Origin of the sequence: Catellatospora aurea (assembly GCF_042663325.1) — a bacterium.
In the GTDB taxonomy this organism is placed as follows: domain Bacteria; phylum Actinomycetota; class Actinomycetes; order Mycobacteriales; family Micromonosporaceae; genus Catellatospora; species Catellatospora aurea.
Genome location: NZ_JBHTAC010000022.1, coordinates 1 through 18,038, shown reverse-complemented (window position 1 = coordinate 18,038; position 18,038 = coordinate 1). Strand labels below are relative to the sequence as shown.

20 protein-coding genes are annotated in these 18,038 nt (G+C 70.6%); 14 read left to right on the top strand and 6 right to left on the bottom strand.

Annotated elements, in window-relative coordinates:
- The 3 genes from ACFQO7_RS21340 to ACFQO7_RS21330 form a co-directional block, all read right to left on the bottom strand.
- A complete protein-coding gene (locus tag ACFQO7_RS21340) occupies window positions 1-939 on the bottom strand; it encodes an ABC transporter ATP-binding protein (protein WP_376807991.1) in 939 nt (312 codons plus the stop codon).
- A gap of 137 nt (window positions 940-1,076) precedes the next feature.
- Window positions 1,077-1,265 (bottom strand): thiazolylpeptide-type bacteriocin, encoded by a 189-nt coding sequence (locus tag ACFQO7_RS21335; protein ID WP_376807990.1) that lies wholly within the window; start codon window positions 1,263-1,265, stop codon window positions 1,077-1,079.
- 79 nt (window positions 1,266-1,344) lie between these two features.
- Window positions 1,345-1,530, bottom strand: coding sequence for a thiazolylpeptide-type bacteriocin (locus ACFQO7_RS21330; RefSeq protein WP_203699306.1), 186 nt, complete (start codon window positions 1,528-1,530; stop codon window positions 1,345-1,347).
- 252 nt (window positions 1,531-1,782) lie between these two features.
- Here ACFQO7_RS21330 and ACFQO7_RS21325 point away from each other — a divergent pair, with 252 nt between their 5' ends.
- From ACFQO7_RS21325 to ACFQO7_RS21315, 3 genes are all read left to right on the top strand, one after another.
- The gene (locus ACFQO7_RS21325; protein WP_376807989.1) at window positions 1,783-2,862 is read left to right on the top strand and encodes a glycoside hydrolase family 18 protein; all 1,080 of its coding nucleotides are present in this window, start codon (window positions 1,783-1,785) and stop codon (window positions 2,860-2,862) included.
- A 219-nt stretch (window positions 2,863-3,081) separates the two neighbouring features.
- Window positions 3,082-4,539: an RICIN domain-containing protein gene (locus tag ACFQO7_RS21320; RefSeq protein WP_376807988.1), complete on the top strand. Its 1,458-nt coding sequence runs from the start codon at window positions 3,082-3,084 to the stop codon at window positions 4,537-4,539.
- A gap of 158 nt (window positions 4,540-4,697) precedes the next feature.
- On the top strand, window positions 4,698-5,090 hold the full coding sequence (locus tag ACFQO7_RS21315; RefSeq protein WP_376807987.1) for a VOC family protein: 393 nt from the start codon (window positions 4,698-4,700) through the stop codon (window positions 5,088-5,090).
- A 37-nt stretch (window positions 5,091-5,127) separates the two neighbouring features.
- On the opposite strand, the gene ACFQO7_RS21310 is transcribed toward ACFQO7_RS21315, so the two are convergent.
- Complete coding sequence (locus ACFQO7_RS21310; RefSeq protein ID WP_376807986.1) at window positions 5,128-5,319, bottom strand: hypothetical protein; 192 nt, start codon at window positions 5,317-5,319, stop codon at window positions 5,128-5,130.
- A gap of 106 nt (window positions 5,320-5,425) precedes the next feature.
- Here ACFQO7_RS21310 and ACFQO7_RS21305 point away from each other — a divergent pair, with 106 nt between their 5' ends.
- From ACFQO7_RS21305 to ACFQO7_RS21290, 4 genes are all read left to right on the top strand, one after another.
- Window positions 5,426-7,501, top strand: a complete 2,076-nt coding sequence (locus ACFQO7_RS21305; protein ID WP_376807985.1) for a hypothetical protein — start codon at window positions 5,426-5,428, stop codon at window positions 7,499-7,501.
- 67 nt (window positions 7,502-7,568) lie between these two features.
- A complete protein-coding gene (locus tag ACFQO7_RS21300) occupies window positions 7,569-8,009 on the top strand; it encodes a VOC family protein (protein WP_376807984.1) in 441 nt (146 codons plus the stop codon).
- A gap of 97 nt (window positions 8,010-8,106) precedes the next feature.
- A complete protein-coding gene (locus ACFQO7_RS21295) occupies window positions 8,107-8,538 on the top strand; it encodes a hypothetical protein (RefSeq protein WP_376807983.1) in 432 nt (143 codons plus the stop codon).
- A gap of 96 nt (window positions 8,539-8,634) precedes the next feature.
- Window positions 8,635-9,159 (top strand): DUF2510 domain-containing protein, encoded by a 525-nt coding sequence (locus ACFQO7_RS21290; protein WP_376807982.1) that lies wholly within the window; start codon window positions 8,635-8,637, stop codon window positions 9,157-9,159.
- Between the two features lie 26 nt (window positions 9,160-9,185).
- On the opposite strand, the gene ACFQO7_RS21285 is transcribed toward ACFQO7_RS21290, so the two are convergent.
- On the bottom strand, window positions 9,186-10,172 hold the full coding sequence (locus ACFQO7_RS21285; protein ID WP_376807981.1) for a phosphotransferase: 987 nt from the start codon (window positions 10,170-10,172) through the stop codon (window positions 9,186-9,188).
- Between the two features lie 87 nt (window positions 10,173-10,259).
- Between ACFQO7_RS21285 and ACFQO7_RS21280 the strand changes: the two genes are divergently transcribed.
- The 6 genes from ACFQO7_RS21280 to ACFQO7_RS21255 all read left to right on the top strand — a co-directional run bounded on the left by ACFQO7_RS21280 (window position 10,260) and on the right by ACFQO7_RS21255 (window position 14,748).
- Window positions 10,260-10,706 (top strand): hypothetical protein, encoded by a 447-nt coding sequence (locus ACFQO7_RS21280; RefSeq protein WP_376807980.1) that lies wholly within the window; start codon window positions 10,260-10,262, stop codon window positions 10,704-10,706.
- Window positions 10,707-10,933: 227 nt separating this feature from the next.
- On the top strand, window positions 10,934-11,578 hold the full coding sequence (locus ACFQO7_RS21275; protein ID WP_376807979.1) for a SnoaL-like polyketide cyclase: 645 nt from the start codon (window positions 10,934-10,936) through the stop codon (window positions 11,576-11,578).
- A gap of 247 nt (window positions 11,579-11,825) precedes the next feature.
- Window positions 11,826-12,323, top strand: a complete 498-nt coding sequence (locus ACFQO7_RS21270; protein ID WP_376807978.1) for a hypothetical protein — start codon at window positions 11,826-11,828, stop codon at window positions 12,321-12,323.
- Between the two features lie 238 nt (window positions 12,324-12,561).
- Entirely contained in the window at window positions 12,562-13,143 is a 582-nt protein-coding gene (locus ACFQO7_RS21265; RefSeq protein WP_376807977.1) for a DUF5317 family protein, read from the top strand.
- Window positions 13,144-13,523: 380 nt separating this feature from the next.
- A complete protein-coding gene (locus ACFQO7_RS21260; RefSeq protein WP_376807976.1) occupies window positions 13,524-14,606 on the top strand; it encodes a hypothetical protein in 1,083 nt (360 codons plus the stop codon).
- Between the two features lie 19 nt (window positions 14,607-14,625).
- A complete protein-coding gene (locus ACFQO7_RS21255) occupies window positions 14,626-14,748 on the top strand; it encodes a hypothetical protein (RefSeq protein WP_376807975.1) in 123 nt (40 codons plus the stop codon).
- Between the two features lie 10 nt (window positions 14,749-14,758).
- Here ACFQO7_RS21255 and ACFQO7_RS21250 read toward each other — a convergent pair whose 3' ends face one another.
- The gene (locus tag ACFQO7_RS21250) at window positions 14,759-15,910 is read right to left on the bottom strand and encodes an outer membrane protein assembly factor BamB family protein (protein WP_376807974.1); all 1,152 of its coding nucleotides are present in this window, start codon (window positions 15,908-15,910) and stop codon (window positions 14,759-14,761) included.
- A gap of 364 nt (window positions 15,911-16,274) precedes the next feature.
- On the opposite strand from ACFQO7_RS21250, the gene ACFQO7_RS21245 reads away from it, so the two are divergent.
- Entirely contained in the window at window positions 16,275-17,810 is a 1,536-nt protein-coding gene (locus ACFQO7_RS21245; protein ID WP_376807973.1) for an alpha/beta hydrolase, read from the top strand.
- Window positions 17,811-18,038 lie beyond the last annotated feature (228 nt).

Below are 18,038 nucleotides of genomic sequence, written 5' to 3'. Positions count from 1 at the left end.
TCAGGACACCCTCTCGGCGAGCGACGGAACCGCGGGGCTGACCGGCACGACGGAGTCGCCGTCGCCGGCGGTGATCGCCCGGATCGCCTCCTCCAGGCCGACGCGCTCGACGCGGATGCCGCGGAACGGCACCCGGTCCAGCACGAGGGCGCGCACGGTCGCGTCGGGATCGGCGGTGTAGATCTTCGTGCGGTTGCCGAGCTGTTCGACGCGCTCGGCGGGGATGGTGGTGAAGGTCAGCGGCGACGTCCCCTCGGGGACCTCCAGCTCGACCAGGTGCAGGCCGACCTCGACGATGACGTCGTCGAGGGAGCCGTCGCGGGCGACCTGCCCGTCGGCGATGACGACGATGCGGGTGGCCAGGTGCTCGGCCTCGGCCATGTCGTGGGTGGTGAGCAGGACGGCGCGGCCGCCGGCCGACACCTCGGCGATGGCGGCCCACAGCTTGTCGCGGCTGTCGGCGTCGAGCCCGCTGGTCGGCTCGTCGAGGAAGAGCAGCTCCGGGTTGCCGATGAGGGCGGCGCCCAGGGCGACCCGGCGGCGCTGTCCACCGGACAGGGTGCCGTTGCGCTTCTTGAGGAACTCTCCCAGCCCGAGCCGCTGCACGACCTCGTCGCGGGTCAGCGGGTTCGGGTAGTGCGCGGCGAGCAGGTCGAGGGTCTCGGCGACGGTGAGCCGCCAGGGCAGCGCGGTGCGCTGCGGGGTGATGCCGATGCGGGCCTTCACGGCGAGGTCGCCCGGGTCGCCCCCGAGCACCTCGACGCGGCCGCCGGTGGGGCGGCGCAGGCCGGACAGTAGTTCGATCATGGTGGACTTGCCTGCCCCGTTGGGGCCGAGGACGGCGGTCACTCCGCGCGAGACCGTGAGCGACACGGCGTTGAGGGCGACCACCTTGCCGTACGTCTTGGTGACGTGTTCAAGGCGAGCTATGACTTCCACGGGTTCTCCCGGAGATGAAAGAGGGGGCACGATGACTCGTGCCCCCTCGGATCGGTGCTGCGGGGTGGTTCAGGCCCCGGTTCGTCCGGAGTGCCGGCAGTCCCTGACGCTGCCGTTCCGGTTCCACTGGCGCTGGTTCAGACGGCCTCGATCGGCGCGTCCGAGCAGGACGAGCAGCACGAGGAGCTGCCGCAGCACGACGACGCGGAGCTGCTGGAGCTGCCCGAGGAGGCACCGGTCTCCGGCAGAGCGGCCGAGTCGCGGATCGAGGTCACGGACAGGTCGTCCAGCTCGAGCTCGTCGACGTTGAAGTCTTCGTTCGACATTTCAATTCACCTCATTTCGTTGGTCGGTCGGTCGTGGATCCCCCGCCGCTGAAGAGGAGGAGGCGGCGGGAAGCTCAGATCACGTGACGTAGCAGCAGGAGCAGGACGCGTTGCCGCTCGTGTTGATCCACGAGGCCCCGGTCTCCGGGAGCGCCATGGAGTCCCGCATCGCCGTGACCGTCAGCGGCCCCAGGTCCAGGTCATCCAGGTCGAACGCGATGTCGTACTCGGGAATCAGGTCCCAGGTGGTCGATGTCTCGGCCATGGTGTTGCACCTCCTTCGGCACTTCACCCGGACCGTGGCGGTCCGGCTAGTCGCTGTAGCTGTGTTTCACGTTCATGTTCTTAACTACGCTTGAGATTATTCAAACGTCCCCGGGAAGTCAAGCGGTCCTGCCGTCGTTTTTGGAGAAGATCGCGCGCACCCCCTGTCCTGGCCCATCTTTCGGCCCCTGACCTGCGAATCACCGTCCGGAGTAGACGGCCCGGGTCAACCGGATGCTGATACCGTGCATGGATGATCAAGGGGCGGACGGTGCTGGGCGCCTACTTCCACGCGGCCGACGAGAACACGCGACCGATCGACACGCTGCCCGCCGGGGTGCTGACCCACCTCTTCTACGCCTTCGCCACCTGCGAGAACGGACGCTGGCAACTGCCACCGTGGGCGGCGGCGCATCGCGCGGCCTTAGCCGCGCGCCGGCAGGACGACCCCGACCTGCGGATCGTGCTGTCGATCGGCGGCTGGGGCGCCGACGGGTTCTCCGACGCGGCGCTCACGCCGCGGTCCCGGGCCGACTTCGTCGAGCAGACCCTGGAACTGGCCGACGGGTTCGACGGCCTGGACCTGGACTGGGAGTTCCCCGTCTCGGGCGGCCCGGCCGAGGTGACCCACCGGCCCGAGGACCGGCACCACGCCACCCTGCTCGCCCGGCAACTCCGCGACGGCCTCGACCCGTCCCGGCTGCTGGTCGCCGCGCTGCCCGCCGGGCGGCTGCAGTCGGCCGGCCCGTACGACCCAGCGGACAGCTACGAGCTGGCGGCCTTCGCCGAGCAGCTCGACTTCGTGAACCTGATGACCTACGACTTCGGCACGGGCTTCTCCCCCGTCGCCACGTTCAACGCGCCGCTGGCCGAGGTGGTCCAGGACCCGCTCGAAGCCGAGCTGCGCCGGTGGAACAACGTCACCGGAGCCGTCGACTACTACGAGCGCCACGGCGTGCCGCGGGACAAGGTCGTGCTGGGTGTGCCGTTCTACGGCCGCGGCTTCCGGGTGGCCTCCGCCGGCGAGAGCGCCGGGCTGTACCAGCCCCAGACCGGCACCGTCCGGGTCGGCGACTGGCGCGACATCAAACGTGACCTGCTGCCCGATCCGGCCTGGCAGCGCCACCGCCATCCGGTGGCCCGCTCGCCGTGGCTGCACCACCCCGGCACCTCGACGTTCGCCAGCTACGAGGATGCGCAGTCCGTCGAGGAGCGGGCCGCGTTCGCCGCACGGCACGGCCTGCGGGGCGCGTTCACCTGGCATCTCGGCGGGGACGACGACGAGCACAGCCTGCTCACGGCGATGGCCCACCCGTTCCGGCCGGCGGCCTGACGCCGCCGCCGAGTGCGGCGTTCGGGTCCGAGCGCTCCTGAACGTTTCGGATCGTTTGGTGGCGTCAGTGCTCGATTGCCTTTCCGATGTAACACAGACGACATCCGGCTGCGCCATCACGTCGTCACCAGGACATCGGAGCCAAGGAATGGACTGCCAATGACACGGATCATGTCGTCCGACGGTCGTGCACCGGAACCGTCACCGAGCGGCCGGCCGGTGCGCCGGTGGCTGATCGCCTTCGGAGTGACCGCGCTCGCCGCGGTGGCCGGCCTCGTCGTGACCGCAGCACCGGCCAGTGCCGCCACCAGCCAGTTCCGCGGCATGAACTGGGCGGTGCTGGGTGACAACTTCAGCACCGGCACGCTCGTCGTGCAGGGCCTGAGCCAGTCCGACAGCAACGCGACCGTACGGGCCAAGGCCAACGCCCTCTACGACGACATGGCCGCCACCATGGGCGTCAACACCGTCCGGCTGCCCATCAACACCCACACCGTGGCCAACACGACCTGGTGGAACGCCTACCGCGGCGCCATCGACGCCGCCACCGCCCGCGGCTTCAAGGTCATCCTGGCGTACTGGGAGGACGGCGCGGCCTCCGGCGGCAGGATCACCAACCTCGCCGCGTGGAACACGATGTGGTCGAGCGTGACCAATGCCTACGGCTCGAACGGCAACGTCTACTTCGAGCCGATGAACGAGCCGCACGGCTACACGTCGGCGGAGTGGCGCGACGTCGCGGCGAACTGGCTCAGCTACCACCACTCGGCGGTGCCCGGCCGGGTGCTCATCGGCGGCACCGGCTACAGCCAGGACCTGCGCGACGTCTGCAACGACAGCCGCTTCAACGCCACACTGCTGTCCTTCCACCACTACGCCTTCTTCTACAGCGCGATGACCTATGACGCGTTCCGCAGCCACATCCAGACGCGGCTGGGCAACTGCGCCTCCCGCGCGGTGGCCACAGAATTCGGCGGACCGATGTCCACCGGCCTCAACTACGGCGACGCCGGCAGCACCGACAACTTCGTCCGCCACATCCGCGCCATGGCCCAGGTCATGCGCGACAACCAGATGGGCGGCACCTACTGGCCCGCCCTCGGCGGCAAACCCGGCACCATCGGCTACGACTGGTACTCGATGTTCGCCCTGAGCGGCAGCGGCACCGACCTCAACCTGACCATCCGCAACATCTCCGGCGCCAACCGGATCCGGTACGGCTGGGGCGACACGGTGGTCGACCCGACGCCCGCGCCGACGACCTACTACCGGATCGACGTACGCCACAGCGGCAAGGCCATGGACGTCCAGCCGCCGAACACCGACAACGGTGCGCGCGTCGCCCAGTACACCTACAACGGCAGCGCCTGGCAGCAGTGGCAGTTCTCCGACGCCGGCAGCGGCTACTGGCGCATCGTCAGCCGCCACAGCGGAAAGTGCCTCGACGTGGTGAGCGGCTCGACCGCCGACGGCGCCGAACTCATCCAGTACACCTGCGGAACCGGCAACAACCAGCAGTTCCAGATGGTCGTCAACGGCAGCTGGTTCCAGCTGCGGGCGCGCCACAGCGGCAAGTGCGTGGACGTGCCCGCCGCCTCGACCGCGGATGGCGCGGTCCTCAAGCAGTACACATGCAACACCGGCGCCAACCAGCAGTGGTCGCGTACGGCCGTCTGACGGTCCTCGTTCCACCCGGGTGGCTCGCGGGCAGCAGGTCCGCGAGCCGCCCGGTTCCCGTCAGGGCAGGGCCACCGTGCGACGCGCCCCGTTACGCAATCGGCCATGAGCAGGTGCTCGGTTGATACCCTGATCGGATCGTATCCGTGGGAGGTGCCATGAACGACCACGACGACCCGACCGTGCACGTTCGATACCTCGTCGACGACGTGCAGGCCGCGGTCGACTTCTACACGACCCACCTCGGCTTCACGCTCGGCACGAACTTCCCGCCCGCGTTCGCCGACGTCCGGCGCGGCAACCTGCGCCTGCTGCTGTCCGGGCCGCAGAGTTCGGCCGGGAGGCCCATGCCCGACGGGCGCACTCCGCAACCCGGCGGCTGGAACCGCATCCACCTCGTCGTCGACGACATCGAGGCCGAATCGGCCCGGCTGCGCGCCGCCGGTGTGACGTTCCGCAACGAGGTCATCACCGGCCCCGGCGGCCGCCAAACCGTGTTCGACGACCCCGCCGGGAACCCCGTCGAACTGTTCCAGCCGGCCCGACCCTGAACCCCGGCGGCTGAGAGACGCCCCTGCGGCGACGTCGCTACTCGGACTCGGGCCCCTGTGGCACGTCGGCGGCGGCCCGCACGGCGGACTGGTGCACCGCCTGACGTTCGTGGCGGGCACGCCGGTGCCAGGCGTCCCACATGCCGTGCGCGACGGCGGCGCGGATCACCCAGTACAGCGCGAACAGCGCGACAAGTCCCAGCAGCAGGGTGCTCAATCCATCCGGCATGACGGCAACGGTATTCGCCCCCGTCAACCTCCCGCCACGAATTGACGGCCGGCGGGTCGCGGCGGATCATCATCGCGCACGAGACTTGGGGGCCGATGTGGACCGTGTGGAGCGTCTCCTGACGCCGGTGTTCGACGGGTACGACCGGGGGCGCGACCGGGCCCAGCGCTGGATCGACGAGACGGCGGGCAAACCGATCCGGTCATGGATCGTTCCGATCCTGCTCGCGTTCGCGGTCACCGCCGCGTTCGTCGGCCTGTTCCGGCTGCTGCTGGCCGCGGCGGTCGGGTTCGGCTCGTTCGGCCGCTGGACGGTCGTCGCGTTCCTCGGCACGGTGGCCGTCGTCGTGCTGGCCGTCGTCACCCGCAACGTGGTCGTCTCGCTGGCCGACCCGAGCCAGCGCCGCCTGCTGCTGATCGCGCTCATCACCTCGGGCGCGGGCATCCTGACCAGCGTCCAAGCCGTCGTCGCCCTGACGATCGCGCTGTCGGACAACCCGCCGCCGCTGTGGACCATCGAGCGGTTCTACCTGTGGCGGCTGCTCGACTCCGTACCGCTGCTGGACATCCCGGCGCGGCTGGACTGGGCCGAGCCGCCGGTCCTGCCGGGGTTGCCGGGACACGTGCTCGAACTGGCGTTCGCCCTCGTCGTCATCCCGCCGTTGGTCCGCGTCGGCATCGCCCTGTACGGCCACGCCGAGGACCGCGCCCGCGAGCGCAACTACACCGAGGCGCTGGCCCACCGGTTCCGGGCCCGCAGGCCGTGGAGCAGCCTCGCGGACCCGCGGTTGACCACGGTCGCCACGGCCGCGGGGGCCGGGTGGATCCTCGTGGGTCTCTATCGCCACACCCCGACCCGGGTCGTGTCGCTGACGACGCTGGCGGGTGCCGTCGCGGCGGCGGCCCTGGCCGTTCTCGCCACGGTCACCGTGCGCTGGCTGTACGACTTCCTGAGCGAGCAGGCCGCTCTCATCACCCTGGCCTGCGCGGCCCTGCTCGTCTGGTTCGACAGTCCGGTCCGGCAGGTGCTGCTGCCCTCGGCCGCCCCGCTCGGGACATGGGCGAAGATCGGCGTGACGCTGGCCGTGTGGCTGGTGCTGCTGCTGGTCGTGCTGGTCTTCCTGTGGTCGGACCCGGAGTTCCTGGAGGCTCTGGTCGCGCTCACGCTGGTGATCGGCTTCCTGGGCACCGACGCCCCGGCCGCCGGGTGGCTGGGTGAGCACGTCACGTGGCGGCCGTGGGAGCTGCCGCTGGACCGGGTGCTCGCCACCGCGGCCGCCTGGTTCACCGTCGCGTTCCTGGTGCACCTGCTCTGGGCGGTGGCCCGGCGGCAGCAGATCCTGGGCCGTGCCGACTACGGCGACACCGCGAGCGGGCTGCGCCAGGACCTGCGGGCGTACGTGCTGCGGGCCGTGCACGTCGTGATCGCGGCGGGTGCGGCGCTGACCCTGCTGCGGTCCGCGCACACGTCCGCCACGACGGCAGGCCCGTGGACGGAGGCGTCGCAGTCGCTGACCGCAGCCGCCTGGCACGTCGTGGACTCGCTGCCCGGCCCCGGCGTCACGGAGATCCTTGACTGGCGGCTGACCGCCGACGTCACCGGCCGCTGGACAGGGCTGGTGGTCATCCTGGCCATCGGCGCGACCGTGCTGCTGGTGGCGGTGCCGCTGGTCCGCACCGTCGCGCTGTGGGCGCGGCTGACGGCAGGCCGGCCGCGCAGCGGTGACGCGCTGGCCTCGGTCCCCGGCGCCGTCGCCGACGACCTCGCCGCCGTCGTCGCCTTCCTGGAAGAGGCGGCCGCTCATGGTGAACCTGGCTTCACCCTGGTGCCCCGCGCCAGGCGGATGCCGTTCGGCAGTCGCGTCCGGCTGGTCATCCCGACCGAGACAGCGGGGCGGCGGCTGGTGCAGGCCGAGCTGAACATGGCCGCGCTGGTGCGGCTCTTCGGCCACGAGTCCCCGTGGTATCAGGCGGCGGACCGGGCGTTCGCAGCGACCGCCCGCGCGTTCGGAGCCCACGGCGGGCCGACGGAGGCCCGCTTCGACGCGGCCCGCACCCAGGACACCCTCGCCGCCGCCCGGGCGAGCGTCGACGAGTACACCGCGCTGATCGCGCAGTGGCGGGCCACGTGGCAGGCAGGCTCGCCAGGCGCGGAACCGGCGGCCGCCGCGACCGTCGAATGAGGTTCTGCCGACGCCGAACCCGCTGGTCGAGCCACCGCCGTCGGCCCTGGCCCCTATCCTCGGGGACATGACGATTCAGCGGATGGACAACGTCGGCATCGTCGTCGACGACCTCGACGCCACCGTCGCGTTCTTCACCGAACTCGGCATGGAGCTGGAAGGCAGGTCGCTGATCGAAGGAAGCTGGGCGGAGCAGGTCGTCGGATTGGGCGGCCTGCGCAGCGAGGTCGCGATGATGCGGGTCCCGGACGGGCCCGGACGGCTCGAACTGGTGACGTACCACAGCCCGAAGGCGGTCACCCCCGAGCCGGCATTCACCCCGCCGAACACGCTGGGCCTGCACCGGGTGATGTTCGCCGTCGACGACCTCGAGGACACGCTCGCCCGGCTGCGCCCGCACGGCGCCGAACTCATCGGCGAGGTGTCCCGCTTCGAGGACAGGTACCTGATGTGCTACCTGCGCGGACCGAGCGGCATCATCCTCGCCCTGGCCGAGCAGCTGAGCTGAGCACTTCACCAGCGGTCCAGGGCCTCGGCCTGCCCACCGCGGGGAGCGCCGAGAAGGGGGCAGCGCAGTTCGCCGGAAATGGCTTAGCGTGGGCGTCGTGGGCTATCTGGTGCATCCTTCAGGTCGGCTGAACCTCCCGGAGTCACAGGACTCCGCCGCCGTGGCGGCCGTCAAAGCCGCGTGGCGCGATCGGCGCGGCTGGTACGACCCGCAGTCAGAGCATGCGTACTCGCCGAGCGGCACGCTCGCGGACATCGCGGAGTTCGCCGCGGCCTCGATCACCCGCAACGGGGACTGGATCGAGTTCGAGTACGACGACGGCAACGACCCCAAGTGGTCGGACCAGGCCACGGCCTTCTATGTCGCGATCGCGCCGTTCGTACGCTCCGGTGTCGTCTCCCTGGAAGGCGAGGACGGCGGAACCTGGTCCTACACCTACGCCGACGGGCAGATCACCCAGCAGGGCTGGAACGGCTGGGACGGGACGATCGAACCGTTCGGCGAGCAAGTCGACTATCCCGCCGCGTGACCGTTGTAGTGTCTGGGCCCGTGCTCACCGGGCGATCGGCCGGCTGGCCTGGTCAGGTTAAGATCCTGCCTCCATGCGAGGACCAGGGAGAACGTCATGACGGAGTCGCCACCAGCGGGGTGGTATCCCGGTGCCGACGGCTACCAGCGCTACTGGACCGGCACACGCTGGTCGGAGCACATGACCCGGGCGGACCGGGTGCTGCCGTCCCCGGATCCCTCGGCGCGGGTGGCCTCCGGAACACCCCGGTCCGTCGTCGTCCGGGTCCTGCTCACCGCTGCGGCGATCGGGACGCTGCTGATCCTCGCCAATCGGGCCGCCGAGTTCGTGCTCGCCGTGCTGTCGTTGCCGACCCGCGGCTACCTGCGCGACTGGGGCGCGCTCGGCGTGGTCGCACTCACGGTGTGCCTGCCCGCGACTCGGGTCGGCTACCGCAAACGGGACTTCCTGCTGCTGATGATCCCGTTCTACAACTACTTCCTGATCTGCCGGATCGTCTGGCGGATCACGTACCTGCCCTTCGCGGACTGGCTGCCACGTGACGAGGACGCCGCGAACTGGCGGCAGGCGCCGCATCCCACGCTGCCGGGCGAGCTGCTGTATGCCCGCGTCCGGCGCTGATCGCCACGTAAGTTGTCCATCCGCCGCTACGACAGGGCGTCGGACACCTCCGGGCGGTGTGCGGTCCACCAGCGCAGCGTGCGCTCGTTGGCGACGAACTGGTGGTCACAGGACGTGTCGCCGTCGTCGTAGCGCAGGTTCAGCGGCCAGAAGTCGGTGAACCACTGCCACCAGGCCCGACGGACGAGGTCGGCGGCGAGCCCGCCGTCGCCCGGCCTGACCGTGCGGTAGCCACGCACGACGGCGGCGATCCGGGCCAGGTCGAGCCGGCCGTCCGCGTCCGCGAAATGCAGCAGGCAGGCACGGATCAGCTCCGCGCCCGGCGGCTGTCGGCGTACGCGGTCCCAGTCCAGCAGGGCGACCACGACGCCGTCGCGCCAGACGAGGTTGAACTGGTGGAAGTCGCCATGTGTCCAGCCCTGCTCCGGCTGCTCACCCACGGGCCGGACCTCGGTCGCCAGCAGCTCCCGTTGCCAGCGCAGGTCATCGGCGGCGACGCGGTCGACCAGGTCCGGAAGCGGCCGGGCTGCGATCGCGGCGAGGTAGTGCTCGATACGCTCGCCGGCCGCCGCGCGGCTCAGCGGGTCCGCAGGCGCCGCGACGGGAAGGTTCGGGCCGATCGCGGCCAGCGCCGCATGCGCCCGCCCGAGCAGTCGGCCCAGCCGGTCGCATGCCGCGGCGTCCAGCCGCGCTCCGGGCAGGTGTTCGCCGTCGACCCAGGGCGTCACGGTGAATGCGACGCCGGCCAGCCGGACCACTGTCTCGCCCGCGGCGTCGGCGACCGGTGCGACCACCGGGATGCCATGCCCCGCGAGCCGTCGCAGCAACGCGTGCTGTGACCGGACCTGATCGGGCTGCGCGTCGCGCAGCTCCTTGACGGCGTACTCGCGGTCGTCGCCGGTGGTCATGCGCCAGTTGCGGTTCATCATCCCGTGCGCGAGCCGCATCGAGGAACGTGGCGCAGGCAGGCCGAACACCCGGCAGAGCTCGGCCAGCGGCGGATCGCTCGTCACGGCGGCACCCTACCGGAACCGAAGGCCGGCACCCGGCCGGCGGCGAAAGCGATCGACGATCGGACAGTGATGCCCGACAATGCATTCGTGCGCGAGAATGTGGCCGCAGGGCCCGATCCCGTCGACGCGGCCGGGTTCCTGGTGCTGATCGTGGTCTGCCTGCTGTTCGCCGTCAGCGTGGGCTACGCCTACGGCAAGGTCTGGCTGCGGCGGCTGCGCGGGGTCACCGGTTGGGCGACGGTCGTCGGCCGCAGCGACCGCTACGAGGACGACCTCGTCATCCACCACGCCGAGGTGCGCATCGACGGCGGCCCGACCGTGCATCTGCGGCTCGCCGACCGCCGGGAGGTCCCCGCCGTCGGCGATCGCATCATGGTCCGGTACGACCGGCGCCGTCCGGCCAACATCGACGAGGTTCGCCGTACGCCGGGCGCGTATGTCACGGCGGTCGCCGCCGAGGTGATCATGCTTTTCTTCACCGTCGGCTCGCTCGGCACCGTGGTGTTCCTGATCGTCGCGATGCTCGACCGATGACCGGGCCGATCCGCCCGAGCGGGGCACGAATGTGTCCACTCAAGACCCGCCGTCGCCGTTCGCGCTGATGCACGAGGATTTAACCATCCCAGAAACCGATTTCGGGGTTCCATGGTTGTCGCAACATCGATAGTGTCGCGGATCGTGGGCGTAGCGCCCTCCCCTACTCCCGGCAGGCGGCCGGCCTGCCGTGGCGCGCACATCGTTCGTGAAAGGACGACATCCTCGTGTCCGAAACCCCTCTGTGGCTGCAGGGCCGCACCGCCGTCATCGACGCCGCCGACCAGTCGGCGTGGCGTGACGGCAAGACCCCCGACTACCACCTGTCCCACGAAGTCATGCCGGGCCAGCGCAGCACCCAGCATGCGCCCGACTCGCTCGAGGCGATCGTGGAGAGCATCGTCCAGGTCTTCGAGATGGAGGTCTCGTACAAGAAGGACCCGGCGACCTGGGTCTCCATGGTGACCGAGCACTTCCGGACCAACGTCAACGGCGGAGCGTGGGCCAGCGCCCAGGACATCGCCGACATCGGCAGCTACAACATCCTCATCGGCGACAGCCCGTTCTACCGCAGCGGCCAGGAGTCGTTCGACTCCTCGCACCACATCTTCCACAAGGCCTTCCCGGGCGGGTTCTACTGGGAGGTCCTGGAGGTCATCAGCCCGCCGCCGGTCGTCACGTTCAAGTGGCGGCACTGGGGCGCGTTCGAGGGCGAGTACCACGGCCACCAGCCGAACGGGCAGACGATCGAGATGTTCGGGATCAGCGTCGCCAAGGTCAGCGACGACCTGAAGCTCGTCGAGGTCGAGCACTACTACGACCCGAACCAGTTCCTGGGCAAGCTCACCAACGGCTGCCCGGTCGCGCACTGACGAACTCCACGGCGGGCCATTTGACTTCGGTCGGGTGGCCCGCCGTCGCGTTTCCTCCGACGGCCGTTCCGTCACCGCTCCGGCGCCGTCCGGTGTCGTCCGGTGTCGTCCGGACCCTCGGCTGTTCGGCACCATGCGACCAGGGTCGATGCGGGGTCCTTCCGGAGTTTGCCGAGCGCGGGCCACCGACCCGCAGTGACCGGGTTCATTGGGTGGCAGCAGACGACAGCAACGGGAAGGAATCGTCATGCGCCTGAGAGCACCCGAAATCGAGGACGAACGCCACACGGAGCCCGGCTCGACACCGCAGGTGACGAGAGTTCGACATGTCGGCATGTGGCGCAACACCCTGCGTGGCCTGCTGGTCGCCATGCTGGTGACCACGGGGGCCACGCTCACCACCGCCACGCCCGCCGCGGCCGCCGGCGGCTGCAACGGCAAGTACCCCATTTCCGCCTGCGTCGACTGGGGTTCCTACGGCAACCGCGTACGGGCCGACTTCTACATGAACGCCGACCCGAGCGACGAATACCACTCGTTCAAGGTCTGGCTCAACGTCAACGGGAGCTGGTACCTCATGGGATCCGGACGCCTCGACCACAAGGGCAACTACTGCTGCTGGTACCGGAACACCGACAGCCTGCCCAACATCTGGTACACGGTGTACACCGAGATCGACGTCTACAACAGCTCGGGCAGTTACCGCCTCAGCTCGACAAGTCCGTCGGTCCGCTACGTGAACTGATGGGCGCGGCCCTGGTGCGGGATTCCCTCCCCCGCCAGGGCCGTACGACGCCACCCGCCGCGAGCGTGTCCGGCGCCGTCCGGCGCGCCGGCAATCCGCACCCTGAGGACCAGCGACGACGCCTCCGGAATCCGGAAACTGTCGGAGTTCGCTGATCCGCGCCACACGAACCGATCTGCTGGGGCATCCGACGACGGGAGCCACGCATGACCGGATCGCAAGCCCGCGTGGTGGCGCGATGAACGCCCAAGGCTTGATCCTGCTCATCGCACCGCCGGCGATGGGTGCCGCCATCGGCTACCTGTGCGGTGGCCGCCTCGCCGGCCTGCGCGACCTCAGGCTGTCGGCCCTGTGGCTGCTGTGGCTGGCCGCCGCCGTGCAAGCGGCGCAGTACTACGTGACGCCCCTGCGGCACCCCGCCCTGCTGATCCTCGTATTCGGCCTGGTCCTGTGGTGGCTGGCCCTGAACCTCAACGCCTGGACGCTCGCGATCCGTGTCGCCGGCGTCGCCATCACGATCGGCGCGCTCGCCAACGGGCTGGCCATCGCCCTGAACGGGCGTATGCCGTACGAGCCGACCGCAGCCGAGGCGGTCGGCCTGCGACCCGGACTCACCACGCCCAAGAACGAGCCCTCCGACGACACGACCCGGCTCGCGTTCCTGGGCGACACGGTCCCCGTCCCGCCCCTGAGCAAGGTCGTCAGTCCCGGCGACCTGCTCATCGGCGCCGGGACCGTCGCGCTGACGGCGCTCGCGATGCGCCTCCGCCGCGACCGACCCGATCCGCAAGCCCAGACCATCAAGGGAGGTGAATCATGACCCTGACCATCAACTGGAACCGGGCCGCCTACGCGCTGCTCACTCTCGCATCGCTGGCCCTGCTGCTGTACACGATCGGCGCGCCGATGACGGAAGGGAGCTAGGAGCAGACATGCGAATCCGCATCATCGTGACACTGGCCGCGCTGGCCACCCTGCTCTACACGGTCGGCGCGCCACACGAACACGGAGGCTGAGCATGCGCATCCGCGTCACGCCGACCCTCGCGTCGCTGGCGACGCTGCTCTACACGATCGGCGCCCCGTTCAACCACGGCGGCTGATCCCGCTCGGTGCGGGCGGCGTCACCGCCGCCCGCACCGTCTTGGTTCTGCCCGGCCGGCCCTTGCCGGGGCGGGGCGTCTCGTGATCGAGTGCCCGGATGGCCGACGACATGGACGAGCGGTTCGGCTGGGCCTGGGACCTGATCAGCGCGGACCCCGCCCGGCGCGACGCCGCGCACCTGCGGCTCGACGGGCTCCGCATGGCCAGGGCGGCCGCCGTCACCCGGCAGGAGTATGAGGAGGCGAGCCGCCGACTGCTGCCCGACGGGCTGTGGACCGGGTCCTGGCCGGGCCTGGCGCGGGTGCCGCGCGCCGTGCGCTACCGCCTGCTCTACCTGGACTGGGAGATGCGGTTCCCACACGAATGGGCCTGGCACGCGAAGTCCTGGCGTACGAAGACCAGCCTGCTGCGCACCTTCCACCAGCACGTGGACGAGCTGTCGGGCTGGATCCGGACGGTGCTGACCGACCTGGTGCTGCTGGCGGTGGACCGGCCGCACCGGCTCGGCGACGAGCGTTATGCCCGGCTGGCGCGGGTGCTGGCCGACGACGCGCTGCGCGACCGGCTGCGGGAGCTGGGCGAGCACGCCGACGAGGGGGTACGCCTGCGGGCCGGTTACCTGACCTGGGTGGTCGGCACACGTGGTCTGCCCGAACCCAAACCGAGCCAGTGGCGCGAATACCTGATGCGGCAAGGGCTGACCGAGCAGCCGGCGGAGCGGCACCTGCCGATCCTGTCCCAGGTCGACGGAGGGCGCGTGCCGATCCTGGTGCGCTGTCCCCGGTGCGCCGGCCAGGCCGAGGTCGCGTGCGCCACGCCGCCCGGGCCGGACCGGGCGGCGTGGCGGGTGCCCTGCTCCCACTGTCCGCACACCGCGACGCGTAGGCCGGAGTTCAAGCAGGGCAACCGCTGGGACGGCAGCGCCGTGTACGACCCGGTGTTCCGCCTGCCGCTGTGGTTGCAGCAGCCCTGCGCCGGCCGGCGGCTGTGGGCGTACGGGACAGGCCATCTGGAAGCGATCGAGCAGCACCTGCGCGCCCGGGTGCGCCTGGCCGACGGCGGCGCCTACCTGCCCGCGTACCAGGTGGAGCTGCCGGACTGGATGATGCCGCTCGAGCGGCGCGACGAGCTGCTGGCCGGCATCGCCGCGCTGCGCGCCACCGTCCCCGCGACGGCCTGACCGGAACACGTCCGCCGGGATGCGCCCGGACAACGTCGACACCCAGGTGCGCCTGGACGGGGGCAGCGGCAGCGGCCAGATCACCCTGGACTCGCTCGACTTCCACGTCACCACCACCCGGCTGCTGCCCTGCCCGCACTGACCTGCCCGGCTCAGGCAAGCGCCAGGACAGCGTGGTCCGTCACGACGTACAGCACGCCGTCGGCGAGGGTGAGCGGAGGCTGCGGCTCGTCGTACTCGCCGGGAACCGCCGCGGACCAGCTGGTCGGCTCGTCCAAGGTCACGTCCCAGCGGGGTACGCCGGTGGCGGCGTCGACCGCATGCAGCCTCCCGCCCTCGCTGGCGAGGTGGAGGGTCTGGTCGGCCAGCAGCGGTGTGTCCACCACCGGGGCCGGGAATCGACGGCTCCACCGCACCCGTCCGGAGCCTGGTTCCAGGGCGTGGATCGCGTCTGCGCTGGTGCAGTAGATCAGATCTGCCCCGAACACCGGAGCCGAGCCGAAGCAGCCATCGATTCCGGCTTCGGCCGGCTCTTTGAGCGCGACCCGCTCCGCACCGGTTGCCGGATCGAATCCGACCAGCGACAGCGCCGCCGTACCGGCGCCGTCGCACCACCTTTCGCGGACCACCCATACCAGGCCCCTCGCATAAACCGGACGGTTCGGCGCGACCTGCAGCTGATCACCTTCGCAGTCGTCGTGTCCACACGTGACGAAGTCCTCGTGAAAGCCCCACAGCAGCGCGCCGCTGTCCACATCGAAGGAATGCAGGCCGCCGTGAGTGCGATTGCCCTCGAATCCTTCGGTCAGGAACATCCGGCCATCGGCCGTCGCGGGAAACGTCGCCAGCAGGCCGAACCCGTAGTGGTCGGCGACGCCGCTGACCGTGTCCACGCTGCTCCACCGCCTGCCACCGGCGGGCAGCTGGTAGGCGGCGACGGCGGCCAGGTCGTGCAGCACGACGACGGCGTCGCCGAACAGGACCGCGTGATGGCTGCTGATCTCCGGCATCGACCACCGCACCTGTCCGGTGCGCCGGTCGTGCGCGAAGACCTGTTCGCCCGCTTCGGCCAGCACCAGCTCCGCCGACACCGCCGGCAGCGCCGCCACCGAGGACAGAGCCGGCGTGCCGTCCCGATGGCGCAGGTCGTGCCGGCTCTGCCAGAGGATGCCACCGTCGGCGACGTCGATGGCGCACACGTGCCCGTCGGCGTCACCGAAGTAGGCCACCCCGCCGTCGACTGTCGGCAGCGCCGGTCCGTCGCCCGGCGTGGTCAGCCGCCTGCGCACCCGCGGCTGATCCACGACACCGGGGCCTCGGCAGACCCCGGTTCGCGCCACATCCCCCGACGGCAGATTCGCCATCGCAGTCCACCACCTGTCCCGGCTTTCACCGGACCGCATCGGTCCGCACGACCGACGCACAGTACCGAGCGCGAGCGCGGCGGTGGGGCCGGGACGCTGAAAGCCCACCGTCGGGCCTGATCCGCCCAATGCGTGTCGTACCGCGCATTCATCGACACGTGGGGCAGCACCGCGCGGCGGGAAATACGCTGTACCGAGGATGACGGTTCCGGTCCACCGATCGCGGCCCTCGCCGCCACCGGCTCGGCCACCGAGACAGCTCGAATATATCGAGTCCGGCCGACCGGGAACGAGGAGTCCGCAGATGTACCGAACACGCTGCCTGACGCTGGTCGCGGCGATGATCGCCGGGGCATTCACGCCCGCGGTCGCCGCGTCCGCGTCGAACGAGCCGGCGCCGTCCTATGCGGCAGCGCCGTGCCCGAAGCCGAACATCCCGGAGCTCGGTCCCAGCGCCGACCTCCCGTCGGGGATCACCTGCGGGTATCTGACCGTGCCCGAGGACCGCAGCCGCCCGGACAGCCGGATGATCCGCGTCGCGGTGGCCCACGCCAAGGCGGTCTCGGCGACGCCGAAGCCTGACCCGATCGTCTTCCTGACGCACGGTCCGGGTGGCGTCGCGTTCCTCGACGCGGTGCGCGAGGTCGGCGCGGGCATGAACGCCGACCGGGACGTCTACTTCGTCGCCCAGCGCGGCAACTACCACTCCGACCCGCAGCTCACCTGCCCCGACTACGATCGCTTCGCCGACGGCACCGCGCTGGGCCTGAAGTTCGCCGCCCCGTCCACCGGCGCGCAGAACCTGGCCGCGGTCAAGGCCTGCCGTGACAAGCTCGCGGCCACCGGCGCGCACCTGGCGTCGTACAACACGGTGGAGAACGCGGCGGACATCGCCGACCTGCGCACAGCGCTGGGCATCGAGCAGTGGAACGTCTACTCGGTGTCCTACGGCACGAACGTGGCCCAGGTGCTGCTGCGCGACCATCCGGAAGGCATCCGCAGCATGGTGCTCGACTCGGTGTCGCCGATCGATCAGAACCTGCTCACTCACGGGTGGCCGGCCGCGGCGGGCATGTATCAGGCGATCTTCGACGCCTGCGCGAGCCAGCCGAAGTGCGCCGCCGCCTATCCCGATCTGAAGGCCGAGTTCACCGCCGCCGTCAACCGGCTCAACCGGACACCGCTCCAGGTGACCGTGAACGATGCCGCGGGCAGGCCGGTGCAGGTGGTCATCGACGGGTACACCCTCGCCTGGCTGGTGACGGGCCAGAGCTACACGGGCCCGAGCGGGTTCGCGACGATCCCCAGCATGATCCATACGGCGGCCCAGGGAGACGGGCGCGAGGCCGCGGCGGCCCGGCTGGCCCGGGTCGCTCCGCCGGGGCTGGCCGGCTACGGGCTGGGTTTCGGGGCGTACTGCCGCGAGATGGCGTCGTGGAGTTCCACCGAGGACGTCGCCGCGGCGGGCAAGGCGGCGCTGCCGGGCTTCCCCGACGACGTCCTGCGGCTGATCATGGTGCCCGGCCGGCTGTTCGCCGAGTGTGCGGCCTGGGATGTCGGCAGTGCCACGGCGGCCGAACGCGCCCCGATCGTCAGCGACGTGCCGTCGCTGCTCATGGGCGGCGCGATGGACGGGGTCACGCCGGCCGCGTGGACGGAGGTCGTGGCCAAGGGCCTGCGCAATTCCGAGACGATCGCGATCCCGGGGGCCGGCCACGACGTGATCGCGCAGTCGCCGTGTGCGCGATCGATGATGGACGCTTTCTTCGACGATCCGACCCGGCCCGTCGACCGTGCCTGCCTCAACGAGATCACCATTGCGCCCTTCAAGACGCCCTGACGCGCGGGAACGACCCCCGGCGGGCCGTTCGCCGTGCCACAGTGGTGCGGTAGCGCCGTACGCAGCGCATACGGCTGCCGGCGGCGGATCCCGCGGGTGACGCGTTCAGGAGGCTCGACCATGGCCGACAAACCGCCGCTGCCGCCGTTCGACCATGCTGCGGCGCTGACGAATGTCCGTGGCCATGGAAGTGTCACCGCTGGTGGCCAGTGAAAGTCCCCACCTCGC

Coding starts and splice junctions, on each gene's coding strand:
- ACFQO7_RS21290 (WP_376807982.1), top strand. CDS start 8,635: ATGACGGAGTCGCCACCAGCGGGGTGGTATCCCGGTGCCGACGGCTAC.
- ACFQO7_RS21300 (WP_376807984.1), top strand. CDS start 7,569: ATGACGATTCAGCGGATGGACAACGTCGGCATCGTCGTCGACGACCTC.
- ACFQO7_RS21255 (WP_376807975.1), top strand. CDS start 14,626: ATGCGCCCGGACAACGTCGACACCCAGGTGCGCCTGGACGGGGGCAGC.
- ACFQO7_RS21330 (WP_203699306.1), bottom strand. CDS start 1,530: ATGGCCGAGACATCGACCACCTGGGACCTGATTCCCGAGTACGACATC.
- ACFQO7_RS21315 (WP_376807987.1), top strand. CDS start 4,698: ATGAACGACCACGACGACCCGACCGTGCACGTTCGATACCTCGTCGAC.
- ACFQO7_RS21260 (WP_376807976.1), top strand. CDS start 13,524: ATGGCCGACGACATGGACGAGCGGTTCGGCTGGGCCTGGGACCTGATC.
- ACFQO7_RS21270 (WP_376807978.1), top strand. CDS start 11,826: ATGCGCCTGAGAGCACCCGAAATCGAGGACGAACGCCACACGGAGCCC.
- ACFQO7_RS21245 (WP_376807973.1), top strand. CDS start 16,275: ATGTACCGAACACGCTGCCTGACGCTGGTCGCGGCGATGATCGCCGGG.
- ACFQO7_RS21325 (WP_376807989.1), top strand. CDS start 1,783: ATGATCAAGGGGCGGACGGTGCTGGGCGCCTACTTCCACGCGGCCGAC.
- ACFQO7_RS21310 (WP_376807986.1), bottom strand. CDS start 5,319: ATGCCGGATGGATTGAGCACCCTGCTGCTGGGACTTGTCGCGCTGTTC.
- ACFQO7_RS21335 (WP_376807990.1), bottom strand. CDS start 1,265: ATGTCGAACGAAGACTTCAACGTCGACGAGCTCGAGCTGGACGACCTG.
- ACFQO7_RS21265 (WP_376807977.1), top strand. CDS start 12,562: ATGAACGCCCAAGGCTTGATCCTGCTCATCGCACCGCCGGCGATGGGT.